Genomic DNA, 13,637 nt, shown 5'->3' with positions numbered 1-13,637 from the left:
CGAGAAATTTATTTTAGGAGAAGTGATGATCTACGATAACATCGTAAAAACGATCGGTAATACACCTATCGTAAAGGTTAAAACAGGTGCTGACGAGGCTGAAATTTACGTAAAATTAGAGTTTTTTAATCCAGGCGGCTCTGTAAAAGATAGGATCGCATTTAATATGATCACAAAAATGTTAGCTGATGGCACGCTAAAACATGGCGACACTATTGTTGAGCCAACAAGCGGAAATACAGGTATCGGCGTAGCTATGTGCGGTGCTGCACTTGGCTTTAAAGTGATCCTTTGCATGCCTGAGAGCATGAGTATCGAAAGACGCAAGATCGTGGCTGCATATGGCGCTCATCTTGAGCTAACTCCTGCAGCTGGCGGTATGAAAGCAGCGATCGCAAGAGCTACTGAGCTAGCTTCTCAGCCAAACCACGTAATGCTAAGTCAGTTTGAAAACAAGTATAATCCACAAGCTCACGAGCTAACAACAGCTGCTGAGATCGTGGCTGATTTTAGCAAGCTTGATGCCTTTGTGGCAGGCGTTGGTACAGGCGGCACGATAAGCGGCGTGGCAAAGGTTCTAAAAGAAAAGGGCTATGACACTAAGATCATCGCAGTAGAGCCTGAAGCATCACCAGTTTTAAGTGGCGGCAACCCAGGACCACATAAAATTCAAGGCATCGGAGCTGGATTTTTACCAAATACAATGGATATGAGCCTAGTTAGCGAAGTAGAAAAAGTAAGCAATGATGACGCACTAAACGCAGCTAGAGCGATCGCAAAGAGCGATGGCTTGATGATAGGCATAAGTGGCGGTGCTTCTTACGTGGCTGCAAAAAGAGTGGCTAAAAGACTTGGCGCTGGCAAAAAAGTGCTTTTCATAGCTCCAGATAACGGCGAGAGATACCTAAGTACAGAGCTTTACGGAGCATAAAAATATGTGGGAGAGTCTAAAAGAGCTAGTTCAAACCGTCCGCGAAAAAGACCCATCGGTGCATAGTTGTTGCTTTTTAGCGATACTTATAAACACTCCTGGCATCCATGCGGTTTTGTTTCATAAAATTTCTCATTTTTTATATGAAAAAAAGTGGTTTTTTCTAGCTAGACTCATCTCGCAAATTGCAAGATTTCTAACAGGCATCGAGATCCACCCAGGGGCGAAGATCGGTAGGAGATTTTTCATAGATCACGGTATGGGCGTGGTTATCGGCGAGACGGCTGAGGTCGGTGATGATGTGATGATGTATCATCAAGTGACACTTGGCGGCACTGGCAAAGAGTGTGGCAAGCGCCATCCAACCATTAAAAATGGCGTGACTATCGCCGCTGGCTCAAAGATACTTGGTGCCATAACTATCGGCGAAAATGCTAAGATCGGCGCAAACTCAGTCGTGCTAAAAAACGTCCCAGCAAACGCAACTGTCGTTGGCATACCAGCAAGAGTTGTCAGAGTAAATGGGACGAAATTTGAACCAGAATTTATCATTTAAAATTTAAATTTACTCCCACTACACCATAAAAATGCAAATTTTTGATACGGCAAATTTACTATCCATAATGTTGCCAGCGTTTTTTAGCTTTGCGCTGCCTATTATAATATTTGTCATTTTAATAAATTTGATAACAAAATTTATCAGGCGAAAGCTGCGCCAAAAATCTTACATAAAATTTAACCAAAAAAATATAGCTGATACGTTTAGCGCAAACTTTTACTGAGGGCATAGTTTACGCTTATGAAAAAAGAGTGCCGATAAAAGAAGATGTCTATTGTGATTTTTACATACCAAAAGGTAAGATTTATATAGAGTTTTGGGGATATGAAGATGATGAGGCATATCTAGAAAGAGCAAAAGATAGAGCTTTATAAAAAATATGGTCTAAATTTAATAGAGATAGATAACGACAAGATCGGTAACTTAGACGATCATTTGCCAAAAGAGCTTTTGAAATTTGGTGTGAGTTTAAATTTGTAGAAAAAAGGGGCGAGCGCCCCTGTGATTATTTTAAAGTTTGGATGTATTCAGCTACTGCTTTTGCATCTTCATCGCTCATTGGAGTAGCGATAGGTTTCATCATAGCACCAAGACCAAATTTATTTGCTCCTGTTTTGTAGCCTTTTAGAGCTGCTTCGATAGCTGCTGCGTCAAGTGATGTTAAAGCTGGGACTTTGTTATTGAAAACTTTTTCAGCTTTAGCGCCATGACAGGCAACGCATTTTTTATAGATTGTAGCGCCATCTGCAGCGAAAGCAGCAGTTGAAAGTAGAGCTGCAACACTTGAAACGATTAGTAGTTTTTTCATTTGTCATCCTTTTTAAAAAACGTGCCGGCATTATAATACAAAAATGTAAATTTGCAAGGGGTGGGTTAAAATATTTTGGCTATAATCACCAAATGATAAAAGAAACAGCCAACAAAGCACTTTTTTTAGACCGAGACGGCGTCATAAATGAAGACGCTGGATACGTTTGCGAGATCAAAGACTTTAAATTTATTGATGGCATTTTTGATGCGTTAAGAGAATTTGCTAAGGCTGGCTACAAGCTCTTTGTCGTGACAAATCAATCAGGCATCGGCAGGGGTTACTACACGCAGGAGCAGTTTGACGCTCTAAATAAATTTATGCTTGAAAGCTTTAAAAAAGAGCAAATTTTTATCACCAAAGTCTATTTTTGCCCGCACGCTCCAGAGCAAAAATGCACCTGCAGAAAACCAAATCCAAAAATGATACTTGATGCTTGCAAAGAGTTTGACATAGACCTTGAAAACTCGCTCATGATAGGTGATAAGCCAAGCGACGTCGAGGCTGGCAAAAGAGCAGGTGTTGGTAGAAATTTCTTGCTTGATGGCATAAATTTTAAAGATGTAAGAGATGTTTTAAATAAGCTAAAAAAGGAAAAATCACTATGAATTTAAACGGAAAAAAGATAGTTATAACTGGCGGTGCTGGCTTTATCGGCTCAGCTTTGGCGCACTATTTTGATGAAAACTATAAAGACGCTCACGTGCTTGTTGTGGATAAATTTAGAAACGACGAGACATTTAGCAACGGCAACCTAAAAAGCTTTGGCCATTTTAAAAATTTACTTGGCTTTAAAGGTGAAATTTACGCTGGCGATATCAACGACCCTAGCACGCTTGAGAAGATAAAAAGCTTTCGCCCAGACGTCATCTACCACGAAGCAGCGATCTCAGACACGACCGTAAAAGAGCAAGACGAGCTAATAAAAACAAATGTAAATGCCTTTGTAAATTTGCTTGATATCTGCGAGAGTTTGGGCGCAAAGATGATCTACGCTAGCTCAGGGGCGACTTATGGCAACGCAAAGAGCCCGCAAACCGTTGGCGAGTGCGAAGCGCCAAATAACGTCTATGGCTTTAGCAAGCTAAGCATGGATAATATCAATAAAATTTACGCAAAGCGCGGCGTGAGCGTGGTTGGACTGAGGTATTTTAATGTCTTTGGCAAGGGCGAGTTTTTCAAAAATAAAACCGCTTCAATGGTGCTTCAGTTTGGACTGCAAATTTTAGCTGGCAAGACCCCAAGGCTCTTTGAGGGCAGCGACCAGATCAAACGCGACTTTGTCTATATAAAAGATATCATTGAGGCAAACATAAAGGCACTTGATGCACCAAGTGGCGTCTATAACGCAGCTACTGGCAAGGCTAGAAGCTTTCAAGATATCGCTGACATCTTACAGCGTGAGATCGGCGTAAATTTAGGCAACGAATATATAAAAAATCCATTTGTAGGCTCATATCAGTTTCACACAGAGGCCGACGTAGCCCCAGCTCGCGAGGCATTTGGCTTTAGTGCGACTTGGAGCCTAGAAGAGGCGATCAAAGACTACTTACCAGAGATAAAGAGAATTTATAAGGAAGAGCTAAATGGCTAAGAGAGTTAAAATTTTAGTCGTCGGCGATCTCATGCTAGATCACTACATCTGGGGTAGCTGCGAGCGCATCTCGCCTGAAGCCCCAGTGCAAGTTGTAAAGATAAATAACGAAACCTACACGCTTGGTGGCGCTGGCAATGTGGTGAGAAATTTACTCTCTCTTGGCGCAAATGTGAGCGTGGCTAGCGTCTTAGGAGATGATGAGGCTGGCAAAAAGATAAAAGAGAAGCTTGCTGAGCTAAATGTAAAAGATGAGCTCATCCTTACTGAAAAAGGGCGTGAAAGCTCGATAAAAAGCCGCATCATGGCATCACACCAGCAAGTTGTCAGGATCGATAAAGAGAGCGTTGTAAAGATAAATTTAGAAGATGAGCTTGTTTTAAAAGTAAAAGAAAATCTTGCAAATTTCAAGGCTGTCTTGTTAAGTGACTACGGCAAAGGCGTGCTTAGCGAGAAGGTTTGTCAAGAGATCATAAACGAGTGCGTGAGGCTAAAAATACCAGTTCTCATTGACCCAAAAGGCAGCGACTACTCAAAGTATAAAAACGCAACCCTTCTAACGCCAAATAAAAAAGAGGCGAGCGAGGCTACAAATTTAAAGATAAAAGATAAGGCCGAGCTTGAAAAGGCGATAAAACAGCTAAAAGACGAGCTAAATTTGACCTATTCGATCATCACGATCTCGGAAGAGGGCATCGCGCTATATGACGACAGGCTGCACATCTTTGCCGCCAAAGCAAAAGAGGTCTTTGACGTCACTGGCGCTGGAGATACGGTGCTGGCGACACTTGGCTACATGCTGGCAAACGGGGCTGATATAAAAGAGGCGATAAAGATAGCAAACCTCGCAGCAGCCGTCGTCGTGGCAAAGATAGGTAGCGCAACAGCTAGCTTTAGTGAGATCGAGCAGCTGCTAAATAGCTCGTTTGGGGCAAATTTCGAGCATAAGCTTAAAAGTGTTGAGGAGCTAGAAGAAATTTTGAGCCAAAAGGGCAAGAAAAAGGTCGTTTTCACAAATGGCTGCTTTGATATCTTGCACGCTGGACACGTAAAATACCTAGCACGCGCAAGGGAGCTTGGCGATCTTTTAGTTGTCGGGCTAAACTCGGACGCTTCAGTTAAGAGGCTAAAAGGCGAGGCTAGACCTATAAACTCGCAAGATGATAGAGCCTGCGTGCTAAGCGGGATTGGATTTGTCGATTATGTCGTGATTTTTGATGAGGATACGCCATTAAATTTGATAACAAAGATAAAGCCAGACGTGCTTGTAAAAGGGGCTGACTACAGGGGCAAAGAGGTCGTTGGCAGCGATATCGTAAAAGAGGTCAAGCTGATTGACTTTGTCGAGGGCAAAAGCACAACAGGGATAATAAAAAGGATAAAAGATGCTAAAAACGATGATAAAAAATGAGCTCGAGGCTCACCAAAAGACCTTTAGCGAGCATGTAAATTTGCTAGGTAGCTTGGAGCGTGCTTGCCAGATGGTGGCTGATACGCTAAAAAATGGCAAAAAGGTACTGATATGTGGCAACGGCGGCTCTGCGGCGGACGCTCAGCACTTTGCAGCCGAGCTAACTGGCAGATATAAAAGCGAGCGCCAACCACTACCAGGCATCGCGCTAACCACCGATACTTCGGCACTTACAGCCATTGGCAACGACTACGGCTTTGACTATGTTTTTTCACGTCAGTTTGAGGCTTTAGCTCAGGAGGGCGACTTGCTCGTGGCGATCTCAACGAGTGGCAACAGCAAAAATGTCCTTGAGGCTATAAAAAGTGCCAAGAAAATGGGCGCATCAGTGCTCGGACTTAGCGGCAAAGGTGGTGGTGCGATGAATGAAGGATGCGATCTAAATTTAGTCGTTAGCTCAAGCGATACAGCAAGAATTCAAGAGTCGCACATCTTTTTTATACACACGATCTGCCAAGCCGTAGACGAGGCTTTTAGGGGCTAAAATGCAAGAAGCGATGGATAAATTTTTAAGTGATCCTAGCCAGAAAAATGAGGTAAATTTGATATCGGCTTTAAAAAAGGCTACTTTTTTTGCTCCAGTGCTTTTAAACCAAGCGCTCGCAAAGCCTGATGGTGGGGTAGTTTATGAGGAGGAGGGCTCAAATATCAAATTTATCCTGCTTGAAGATGAGGGCGAGAAGCTTAGCTATTTTCCGGCATTTACAAGCAAAGAGGCGATGAAGCTTTGGCGAAACGACAGCGAGCAAGAGAGCATAGAGATAGGGTTAAAAGAGTATCTTGCGATGCTAAAAGAGAGCAGTTATGCTGGCGTCGTGGTGGATGCTTTTAGCTATGACTTTGTGCTAAAAAGAGAGCTTATAGAGAAAATCCTCGCCTAGTGCGTAATAAAATTTATAAAATTTTACGCATTATTTTATGCAAATGGCTTTGATGAGGTGAAATTTAAACCGATGGCTTGGTTAAATTTGTTTTATGGGCTGGCTTTTGCTGGGACTGGCGCTGATTTATAAATTTGACTTTTTGGACGTGTTTATTAAATTTGATATTGTAGATGAGCTAAATTTAATAAGCTACAAATTTCACTATCTAGTTTATAAAATTTGGTTTCATATATCTTTGTTATTGGTAGCAAAATTAAATTTGATATACGATTTTAAAGCTACAAGACTGCCGTGAATTTTAAATTTGAGACCGAAGGTTGGCTACTATCCTGCAACAAAGATATGTGGATAAATTTTACCGATAGAAATTTTAAATTTTGCAGACTTAACGCTTTAGTGTGAATATCGTAAAGGTAAAATTTACTGGTTGAGCTTTAAAATTCACTCTTTTGTGGGTCAAATTTGTTGTCTTTATGCTATGAATTTAAACTCAAAAGCAGCTTATGTTAGAGAAAAATAGCCAAAACCAAATTCGCAGTTTTTCTCTAAATAGTAATGTTAGCGGGTGCTTTAGTTTAAGGGTTGGAGCAAAGTTTAGTTTTAAATTTGACCTTTGTATATTAAATTTACAGATAGAAATTTTAAATTTTTGCAAACTTGTTAAGATTGTTGTAGAAAATTTGGTGATAAAAAGTTTAAAATTAGCCTTTGGTAGATTAAATTTATAGCCAAAAATACTCTATTTACTAAAAAATTTAGAGAGACTTTCTATTTGAATGCCCTTTGCAAATAAATAGCCTCTATTTATCGCTGGGAGCTTTAAAATTCTCGCTTTTTCTTTAAAAATTTTTGACATTACGGCTTTACAAAATGGCGTCACCAAAACAAATTCATCAGCGTAGCCAACGGCGATCTTTCCACTTAGAACCACGCTTGTTTGCTTTGCTAAATTTGCACTTAGCTCATCTTTTTGAGCCTTGCTTAAGAGCACATTTAGCTCTTTTGCCGCCATATCGACGCCCCGAACCACGTTACTATCATTTTTTATAATGAAAATTTTATCATCTATCTTTCTGATATTTGGCAGTAAATTTTGCCTATCAGACTCCAAAAACTCAAAGCTTTTTTTCACGCCGCTAAAGTACTTGTCCAAAAATGGCTCGCTAAAATTTAGCCTCACAAAGCTTCTTTTAAGCTTGCCTTCTAAATTTGTCTCATCGACAAAGTAGCGTAATCCTCGCTCGTCAAGGTAGTTTTGAAGCTCTTTTTTGCGTAAATTTAAAAGCGGTCTAACCAGCCAAAAGTGCTCTCTCCTCTCAAGCTCACTCATACCAAAGAGCTCTTTTAGCCCAGCACCCTTGCCAAGCTGCATCAAAAACCACTCAAATTTATCGTCAAATTGATGCGCTAGGATCAAATTTTCATAGCCATATTTTTGGCAAATTTCACCAAAAAACTCATACCTCGCTTCGCGCGCGTTTTTTTCAAAATTTGACTTACCCAAATTTACGCTTTTTATGTAGATTTTTTTACCAAATTTACTGGCAAGCTCTTTGGCGCTTTCAACTTCAAATTTGCTCTGCTCTCTAACGTTGTGATCGACTATGGCTAGATCAAACTTGACCCCAGCTTCTTCTAAAATATAAAAAAGTGCGGTGCTATCGATGCCGTGCGAGAAGGCAAGCAGGTTTGCGCCTAAGCTTAGCCTATCAAGCGCATTTTGGCTTATCATTTTGCTTTTTTAATGATGGTGGCGACTAGTTTTTGATCAACCACGTCGCTGACCTCGCAAAGGTAGAGCGAGCCGATCTCAAGCTCTTTTACGTCGCTTTCATTGATCAAAATTTCGCCGTCTATATCTTTGTCCCAGATATCTTTTTTGGCAGCGTAAAACATCTCGCCCTCACTGCTAATGCCCTCAAGCGATGCGTAAATTTGCTTGCCAAGCTCTTTTTGCAAGCTCTCGTTTATCGCTTTTTTGGTGATCTTTTCTATCTTGCTTAGCCTTTTTGAGATGATTTTTGCTGGGATTTGCTCCATTTCAAAAGAGGCTGTGTCCTCTTCTTTTGAGTAGGCAAAGGCGGAAATTCTATCAAATTTAAACTCTTCTAAAAACTCGCAAAGCTCCTCAAAATCCTCCTCGCTCTCGCCTGGATGTCCCACGATGACGCCAGTTCGCAAGAATGAATTTTTGGCATTTCTCATTAAATTTAAAAGCTCTTTTATCTTTTTAGTACCACTTCCACGCTTCATTATCTTTAGCATATTTTCGCTGATATGCTGGATTGGCATGTCAAAGTAGTTGTGAAAGATAGGCGAAGCGATGATGCGCGAAATTAGCTCCCTACTAGTCGTGTTTGGGTAGAGGTAAAGTATCCTAGCACTCCTTACGCCTTCTATCTTTTCTATCTCGTCTATTAAATTTATTAGCCCGTCGCTAACGCCATGATCGCGCATGTATGAGCTTGAGTCTTGGGATAAAAAGCTAAAGTCGTAGTAGCCTTTTTTGACTAGATTTTTGACCTCATTTACGATGTTTTCAAGCGAGCGCGATTTTAGCTTGCCCTTAAATGTCGGTATCGCGCAAAAGCTGCATTTTTGGTTACAGCCCTCTGAAATTTTGATGTAGGCGTGGTAGTTTGAGCCAGTTATCACACGCTCTTCATTTGCTTGCAGATAAGTCTGCGGGCTAAATAAATTTTGCTTTTTCAAGATGATCTCATCGATCTTGTCATAATCAGCCACGCCGGTAAAGAGATCGACCTCTGGTAGCTCTTTGATTAGCTCATCTTTGTAGCGCTGCATAAGACAGCCAGTCACTACCAGCAAAGAGCCATTTTTACGAGCTTCGTGCATCTCAAGTATGGTTTGGATGCTCTCTTCTTTGGCGGATTTGATAAAGCCGCAGGTATTTACGATGATGACGTCTGCGTCGCTGATATCGTCCGTGATATCGTAGTTTTGCAAGCGCCCAAGCATGATCTCTGAATCAACTAAATTTTTATTACAACCAAGCGAGATTAGATGAAGTTTTGGCATTTTTAGATCCAGATGTTGTCTATTAGCCTAGTTTTGCCTACAAAGGCGGCTACTAAGATGATGGTGTTGCCTTTTTCTACCTTTGAAATTTCATTTAAATTTCTATCCGTAACCGCGACGTAATCAACCTTTAAAGGCTCTAAAACCTCAAGCATATTTGCCTTGATCTCGCTTGCGTCTTCTTCGCCGTTTTGGATCAAATTTAGCGCTTTATTTAGCGATCTTGAAAGCCTTAGCGCGTTGCATTTATCTTCGTCGCAGATATAGACGTTTCTGCTTGAAAGTGCTAGACCGTCTGGCTCTCTAACGATATCGCAAGCTACTAGCTCGATGTTTAAGAAAAATGTCTTTATCATATTTTGCACGATGATGAGCTGCTGGGTGTCTTTTTTGCCCATATAGACGCTATTTGCACGAGTTAGGCGAAATAGCTTGTTTAGCACTCTTAAGACGCCATCAAAGTGACCAGGTCTAGTTTTGCCCTCTAAGATGGCTGAAAGCTTCTTTGGAGCGACGATGAGAGGCTCATCTTCAAAGTAAAGTTCATTAGCATCTGGGATAAAGATAGCACTAATGCCGTTTTGCTCGCAAATTTGGATGTCGCTTTGCTCTTTTCTTGGGTATTTTTCTAGATCTTCGCCTGGTAGAAACTGAGTTGGATTTACAAACGTTGAGACTATGCTTATCTCGTTTTGGCTCACACATTTTTTTATAAGGCTAACGTGTCCATTGTGAAGTGCGCCCATTGTCGGGACAAAACCGATCTTGCTGCTTGCATTTTGGACAAAATTTTCAAGTTCGTTTATAGTTCTTATGATCTGCATATTTGACTCTTTTTATCTAAATTTTAACTTGGCATTGTAACAAAAAAGGATTAAAAGGGCGTAAATTTAAAAATGTAAGCAACTTTTGGCTAAAATCGGCAAAAATTTATGGAGAAAAACTTGGATAGTTACGAATACAACGAGCTTTTAAAGAAGCTACAAACAAAAGTTGAAAACATAGGCTCTATCGTAAAGCCTGACGAGATAAAGGCTAGGCTAAAAGAGATCGAGGCCATAGAGCAAGACCCTGACTTTTGGCAAGATATCGCTAAAGCTGGAGCGCTAAATAAAGAAAAGACAAAAATTTCAAATATGCTTGCTAAATTTAGTGACGCCAACCAAGCAGTTAGCGACGCAAAAGAGCTCTTTGAGTTAGCAAATTCTGAAAATGACGAGGAGACCATAAATTCTCTCTTTGAAGATGCTAAAAATTTAGATGAAAAGATAGTAAATCTTGAAATTTCTATGCTTTTAAGTGGCGAAGACGACGGCAAAAATGCGATCGTATCGATCCACCCTGGAGCTGGCGGCACTGAGAGCAACGACTGGGCGAGCATGCTTTATAGGATGTATCTTAGATTTTGCGAGCGTGAGGGCTTTAAGGTCGAGACTCTGGACTTTCAAGAGGGCGAAGAGGCAGGGCTAAAGGATGTGAGCTTTATCGTAAAAGGTGAAAATGCTTATGGTTACTTCAAAGCAGAAAATGGCATCCACAGGCTCGTTCGCACAAGCCCATTTGATAGCGCAGGACGCCGTCACACAAGCTTTTCTAGCGTCATGGTAAGCCCTGAAGTAGATGATGATATAGAGATCGAGATCGAAGAGAAAGATCTAAAGATAGACACTTATAGAGCCAGTGGCGCAGGCGGTCAGCACGTAAATAAGACTGAATCAGCCATCCGTATCACGCACATACCAACTGGCATCGTCGTGCAGTGCCAAAACGACCGCAGCCAGCACAAAAACAGAGCCACAGCGATGAAGATGCTAAAGTCGCGCCTTTACGAGCTTGAGCTGATGAAACAGCAAGAGGCGAGCAACAGCGTAGAAAAGAGCGAGATCGGCTGGGGACATCAGATAAGATCATACGTGCTTTTTCCGTATCAGCAAGTAAAGGACAACCGCAGTGGCGAGGCATACTCGCAAACTGACGCGATACTTGATGGGGATATCAAAAAGATGATAGAGGGTGTTTTGATCGCTCAAAAGGCTGAGGCGTAGTAAATTTTAAAGAGATGAGAGCTAAAATTTCATCTCTTTTAGCTTCGTGCAGGCTTCTTCTTTGCCGTGATAGCAAGCCTTGTCAAGATAAATTCTAGCTTTTTTATAGTCATTTTTACCTAGGTAGATAAGCCCTAGATCGTAGCTAGCCTCGCTTGAGCCAAGGCTAGTTGCTTTTTCATAAAAATATATCGCTTTTTCTAAATTTTTATTGACCCCAAGGCCGTACTCATAGATATATCCAGCGCTTCTAAGTCCGTCTATGTTGCCGTAGCTGCCAGCTGTCTCAAACCAAAAAAGTGCCCTTAAGATATCCTTGCTAAAGCCTTTGCCGTCACGAAAACAAACGCCAGTTTGCTGCATGGCTAGGACATTGCCATCTTTTGCGTAGTCATAAAATCTCTTGCAAGCCTTTTGGTAGTTGCCTTCGTTATATAGATAGATGGCATCTGCTATCTGCTCTACTTCAGGATCAAGTGGTGGCTCGCTAAGACCTAAATTTTGAGAAATTTGCTCTGCTGAACAGCCCCAAAATAGCAAAATGCTAAATAGAAAAATGATAAATTTTTTCATATTTGTCCTTGAAAATTTAGGCGATTTTATCGAATTTTATCTTATAATGATCGCAAATTTAAGCAAAAAGGAACGATATGGATCATAACGCACTTTTGACACAGCTTGGCTACAACATAGATGAAACGACCACTGAGCATATGCGTAGAATTTTAAATAACACTGACGGTCTTTTGCCAAAAAGTGTGATCGAGCTAAACGATCATCTAAAGCCACACCTTTGCTTTGTAGCGATGAGCGGGAGTGAGGATAGGCTAAAGATAAAAAACGTTGCAACCGTCAAAGAGATAAAAGAGCGGGTTGATGAGATCATCAAAAGCTGGGCAAATAAATACAAAATGGATATCAAAAAGATAAACGAAACTACATACTACATAATGGGAAAAATTAAATGAAATATGACATTGTTATTATTGGATTTGGTAAGGCTGGCAAGACGCTAGCTGTAAAGGCGGCTGCGCTTGGCAAAAAAGTCGCGCTAATCGAGAGATCGCCGAAGATGTATGGTGGCACTTGCATAAACGTGGGCTGCATACCGACAAAACGTCTAATCACAGCTGCAAAAGAGGCGATATATGCAGACAATAGCGTTGAAAACGAGTATTACACGCTTAGCATCGAAAACAAAAATAAGCTAATCTCAGCTTTAAATTCTAAAAACTATGCGATGCTAAATGATAAAGAAAATATCGACGTGATCGATGGCGTTGGCTCGTTTAAAGATAAAAATAGCGTCTTAGTCACAACCTCAAGTGGCGAGCAAAAAGTCGTTGAAGGCGAGTTTATCATCATAAATACCGGCTCAAAAGAGGCGTATGCGCCATTTGAGATAACAAACTCAAACGTCTTTTCAAGTAAAACCTTGCTTGATCTAAAAACTATGCCAAAGCATCTTGTCATCGTTGGAAGTGGCTTCATCGGCATCGAGTTTGCATCGATGTTTGCAAATTTTGGCTCAAAAGTGACCATCGTTGGACGCTCACCACTTCTAAAAAACGAAGATGAAGACATAGCTAAAAGCGTAAAAGATGCGCTAAACGTGCAAGGCATCGAAATTTTAGAGGGCTGCGAGATAGAGAGCCTAAAAGACAATGCGCTAAATTTCAAACAAGACGGTGAAGATAGGATCATCAAGGCTGATGCTTTTTTAGTAGCGCTTGGCAGAGTGGCAAATTTAGATGATCTAAATTTAAAAGAAGCTGGTGTCGAGCTAAATGAAAAAGGCTTTATAAAGACAAATGAGCGCCTTCAAACAAATGTGTCAAACATCTACGCAGTGGGCGACGTGCGCGGCGGAGAGCTTTTTACCTACACTAGTTTGGATGATTTTAGGATAGTTTTCTCGCAAATTTTTGGCGATAAAAAACGCACCACACAAAACAGAAGCATCCATGCAAATGTGCTATTTACCGACACTCCACTAGCAAGAGTTGGCATAAATGCAAAAGAAGCTAGCAAGCTTGGGCTAAATTTCAAGGAGCTAAAGCTTAGCATGGCAGCAGTGCCAGGAGCAAAGGTGCTAAATCACGATGTGGGCATGCTAAAAGCGATCGTTGAAGCTAGTAGTGGCGAAATTTTGGGGGCAAGCTTTCACTGCATCTACGCAAATGAGATTATAAACGAGATCGCGATCGCGATGAATTTAAAAGCAGATGCAAATTTCTTTAAAAACCAAATTTTCACTCACCCAAGCATCAGCGAAGCCCTAAATGACTTGTTTGGACAATACTAAA

Annotated in this window: 16 protein-coding genes; 11 read left to right on the top strand and 5 right to left on the bottom strand. The window is 41.1% G+C overall.

Translation table 11 applies throughout. From position 1 onward, the window contains the following. Positions 1–25 precede the first annotated feature (25 nt). From cysK to CVS81_RS10110, 3 genes are all read left to right on the top strand, one after another. Positions 26–931 (top strand): cysteine synthase A, encoded by a 906-nt coding sequence (cysK, locus tag CVS81_RS03445; protein WP_021087886.1) that lies wholly within the window; start codon positions 26–28, stop codon positions 929–931. Positions 932–935: 4 nt separating this feature from the next. Next, the gene (gene epsC, locus CVS81_RS03440) at positions 936–1,487 is read left to right on the top strand and encodes a serine O-acetyltransferase EpsC (protein WP_009294053.1); all 552 of its coding nucleotides are present in this window, start codon (positions 936–938) and stop codon (positions 1,485–1,487) included. Positions 1,488–1,741: 254 nt separating this feature from the next. Further along, positions 1,742–1,864, top strand: coding sequence for a hypothetical protein (locus tag CVS81_RS10110; protein WP_265094467.1), 123 nt, complete (start codon positions 1,742–1,744; stop codon positions 1,862–1,864). A gap of 131 nt (positions 1,865–1,995) precedes the next feature. Here the strand turns inward: CVS81_RS10110 and CVS81_RS03430 are convergent, their stop codons facing one another. Then, a complete protein-coding gene (locus CVS81_RS03430; RefSeq protein WP_009294052.1) occupies positions 1,996–2,298 on the bottom strand; it encodes a c-type cytochrome in 303 nt (100 codons plus the stop codon). A gap of 92 nt (positions 2,299–2,390) precedes the next feature. Between CVS81_RS03430 and gmhB the strand changes: the two genes are divergently transcribed. The 5 genes from gmhB to CVS81_RS03405 are packed head-to-tail and all read left to right on the top strand — an operon-like array spanning position 2,391 to position 6,244. Beyond that, entirely contained in the window at positions 2,391–2,906 is a 516-nt protein-coding gene (gene gmhB / locus CVS81_RS03425) for a D-glycero-beta-D-manno-heptose 1,7-bisphosphate 7-phosphatase (protein WP_009294051.1), read from the top strand. Beyond that, positions 2,903–3,892, top strand: coding sequence for an ADP-glyceromanno-heptose 6-epimerase (gene rfaD / locus CVS81_RS03420; RefSeq protein WP_103568491.1), 990 nt, complete (start codon positions 2,903–2,905; stop codon positions 3,890–3,892). Before gmhB ends, rfaD begins: the two co-directional genes overlap by 4 nt. Continuing rightward, entirely contained in the window at positions 3,885–5,303 is a 1,419-nt protein-coding gene (gene rfaE1, locus CVS81_RS03415) for a D-glycero-beta-D-manno-heptose-7-phosphate kinase (protein WP_107965099.1), read from the top strand. The genes rfaD and rfaE1 overlap by 8 nt, the downstream gene beginning before the upstream one ends. Continuing rightward, the gene (gene gmhA / locus CVS81_RS03410) at positions 5,278–5,847 is read left to right on the top strand and encodes a D-sedoheptulose 7-phosphate isomerase (protein ID WP_103573040.1); all 570 of its coding nucleotides are present in this window, start codon (positions 5,278–5,280) and stop codon (positions 5,845–5,847) included. Before rfaE1 ends, gmhA begins: the two co-directional genes overlap by 26 nt. Position 5,848: 1 nt before the next feature. Continuing rightward, positions 5,849–6,244 (top strand): SseB family protein, encoded by a 396-nt coding sequence (locus CVS81_RS03405; RefSeq protein ID WP_107965098.1) that lies wholly within the window; start codon positions 5,849–5,851, stop codon positions 6,242–6,244. Between the two features lie 742 nt (positions 6,245–6,986). On the opposite strand, the gene tilS is transcribed toward CVS81_RS03405, so the two are convergent. The 3 genes from tilS to panC are packed head-to-tail and all read right to left on the bottom strand — an operon-like array spanning position 6,987 to position 10,110. Continuing rightward, on the bottom strand, positions 6,987–7,979 hold the full coding sequence (tilS, locus tag CVS81_RS03390) for a tRNA lysidine(34) synthetase TilS (protein ID WP_107965095.1): 993 nt from the start codon (positions 7,977–7,979) through the stop codon (positions 6,987–6,989). Next, a complete protein-coding gene (gene rimO / locus CVS81_RS03385) occupies positions 7,976–9,286 on the bottom strand; it encodes a 30S ribosomal protein S12 methylthiotransferase RimO (protein ID WP_107965094.1) in 1,311 nt (436 codons plus the stop codon). The genes tilS and rimO overlap by 4 nt, the downstream gene beginning before the upstream one ends. A 2-nt stretch (positions 9,287–9,288) precedes the next feature. Further along, positions 9,289–10,110: a pantoate--beta-alanine ligase gene (panC, locus tag CVS81_RS03380; RefSeq protein WP_107965093.1), complete on the bottom strand. Its 822-nt coding sequence runs from the start codon at positions 10,108–10,110 to the stop codon at positions 9,289–9,291. 120 nt (positions 10,111–10,230) lie between these two features. On the opposite strand from panC, the gene prfB reads away from it, so the two are divergent. After that, positions 10,231–11,331, top strand: coding sequence for a peptide chain release factor 2 (prfB, locus tag CVS81_RS03375; RefSeq protein ID WP_107965092.1), 1,101 nt, complete (start codon positions 10,231–10,233; stop codon positions 11,329–11,331). A 21-nt stretch (positions 11,332–11,352) separates the two neighbouring features. On the opposite strand, the gene CVS81_RS03370 is transcribed toward prfB, so the two are convergent. Next, the gene (locus CVS81_RS03370) at positions 11,353–11,904 is read right to left on the bottom strand and encodes a tetratricopeptide repeat protein (RefSeq protein ID WP_107965091.1); all 552 of its coding nucleotides are present in this window, start codon (positions 11,902–11,904) and stop codon (positions 11,353–11,355) included. Positions 11,905–11,981: 77 nt separating this feature from the next. Between CVS81_RS03370 and CVS81_RS03360 the strand changes: the two genes are divergently transcribed. Together CVS81_RS03360 and CVS81_RS03355 are read left to right on the top strand one after the other, a co-directional pair. Then, entirely contained in the window at positions 11,982–12,299 is a 318-nt protein-coding gene (locus CVS81_RS03360) for a hypothetical protein (RefSeq protein WP_002941809.1), read from the top strand. Then, positions 12,296–13,636, top strand: coding sequence for a dihydrolipoyl dehydrogenase family protein (locus CVS81_RS03355; protein WP_107965090.1), 1,341 nt, complete (start codon positions 12,296–12,298; stop codon positions 13,634–13,636). The genes CVS81_RS03360 and CVS81_RS03355 overlap by 4 nt, the downstream gene beginning before the upstream one ends. Position 13,637: the final 1 nt, after the last annotated feature.

Origin of the sequence: Campylobacter concisus, assembly GCF_003049065.1 — a bacterium.
GTDB classification, from domain to species: Bacteria; Campylobacterota; Campylobacteria; order Campylobacterales; family Campylobacteraceae; genus Campylobacter_A; species Campylobacter_A concisus_BE.
This window is presented reverse-complemented; position numbering and strand designations above follow the sequence as displayed.

Bases quoted from the DNA above. Each gene is read 5' to 3' on its own strand.
- rfaE1 (WP_107965099.1), top strand. From the start codon at position 3,885: ATGGCTAAGAGAGTTAAAATTTTAGTCGTCGGCGATCTCATGCTAGAT.
- CVS81_RS03355 (WP_107965090.1), top strand. From the start codon at position 12,296: ATGAAATATGACATTGTTATTATTGGATTTGGTAAGGCTGGCAAGACG.
- cysK (WP_021087886.1), top strand. From the start codon at position 26: ATGATCTACGATAACATCGTAAAAACGATCGGTAATACACCTATCGTA.
- CVS81_RS03370 (WP_107965091.1), bottom strand. From the start codon at position 11,904: ATGAAAAAATTTATCATTTTTCTATTTAGCATTTTGCTATTTTGGGGC.
- gmhA (WP_103573040.1), top strand. From the start codon at position 5,278: ATGCTAAAAACGATGATAAAAAATGAGCTCGAGGCTCACCAAAAGACC.
- epsC (WP_009294053.1), top strand. From the start codon at position 936: ATGTGGGAGAGTCTAAAAGAGCTAGTTCAAACCGTCCGCGAAAAAGAC.
- CVS81_RS03430 (WP_009294052.1), bottom strand. From the start codon at position 2,298: ATGAAAAAACTACTAATCGTTTCAAGTGTTGCAGCTCTACTTTCAACT.
- rfaD (WP_103568491.1), top strand. From the start codon at position 2,903: ATGAATTTAAACGGAAAAAAGATAGTTATAACTGGCGGTGCTGGCTTT.
- gmhB (WP_009294051.1), top strand. From the start codon at position 2,391: ATGATAAAAGAAACAGCCAACAAAGCACTTTTTTTAGACCGAGACGGC.
- panC (WP_107965093.1), bottom strand. From the start codon at position 10,110: ATGCAGATCATAAGAACTATAAACGAACTTGAAAATTTTGTCCAAAAT.
- rimO (WP_107965094.1), bottom strand. From the start codon at position 9,286: ATGCCAAAACTTCATCTAATCTCGCTTGGTTGTAATAAAAATTTAGTT.
- CVS81_RS03405 (WP_107965098.1), top strand. From the start codon at position 5,849: ATGCAAGAAGCGATGGATAAATTTTTAAGTGATCCTAGCCAGAAAAAT.
- CVS81_RS03360 (WP_002941809.1), top strand. From the start codon at position 11,982: ATGGATCATAACGCACTTTTGACACAGCTTGGCTACAACATAGATGAA.
- tilS (WP_107965095.1), bottom strand. From the start codon at position 7,979: ATGATAAGCCAAAATGCGCTTGATAGGCTAAGCTTAGGCGCAAACCTG.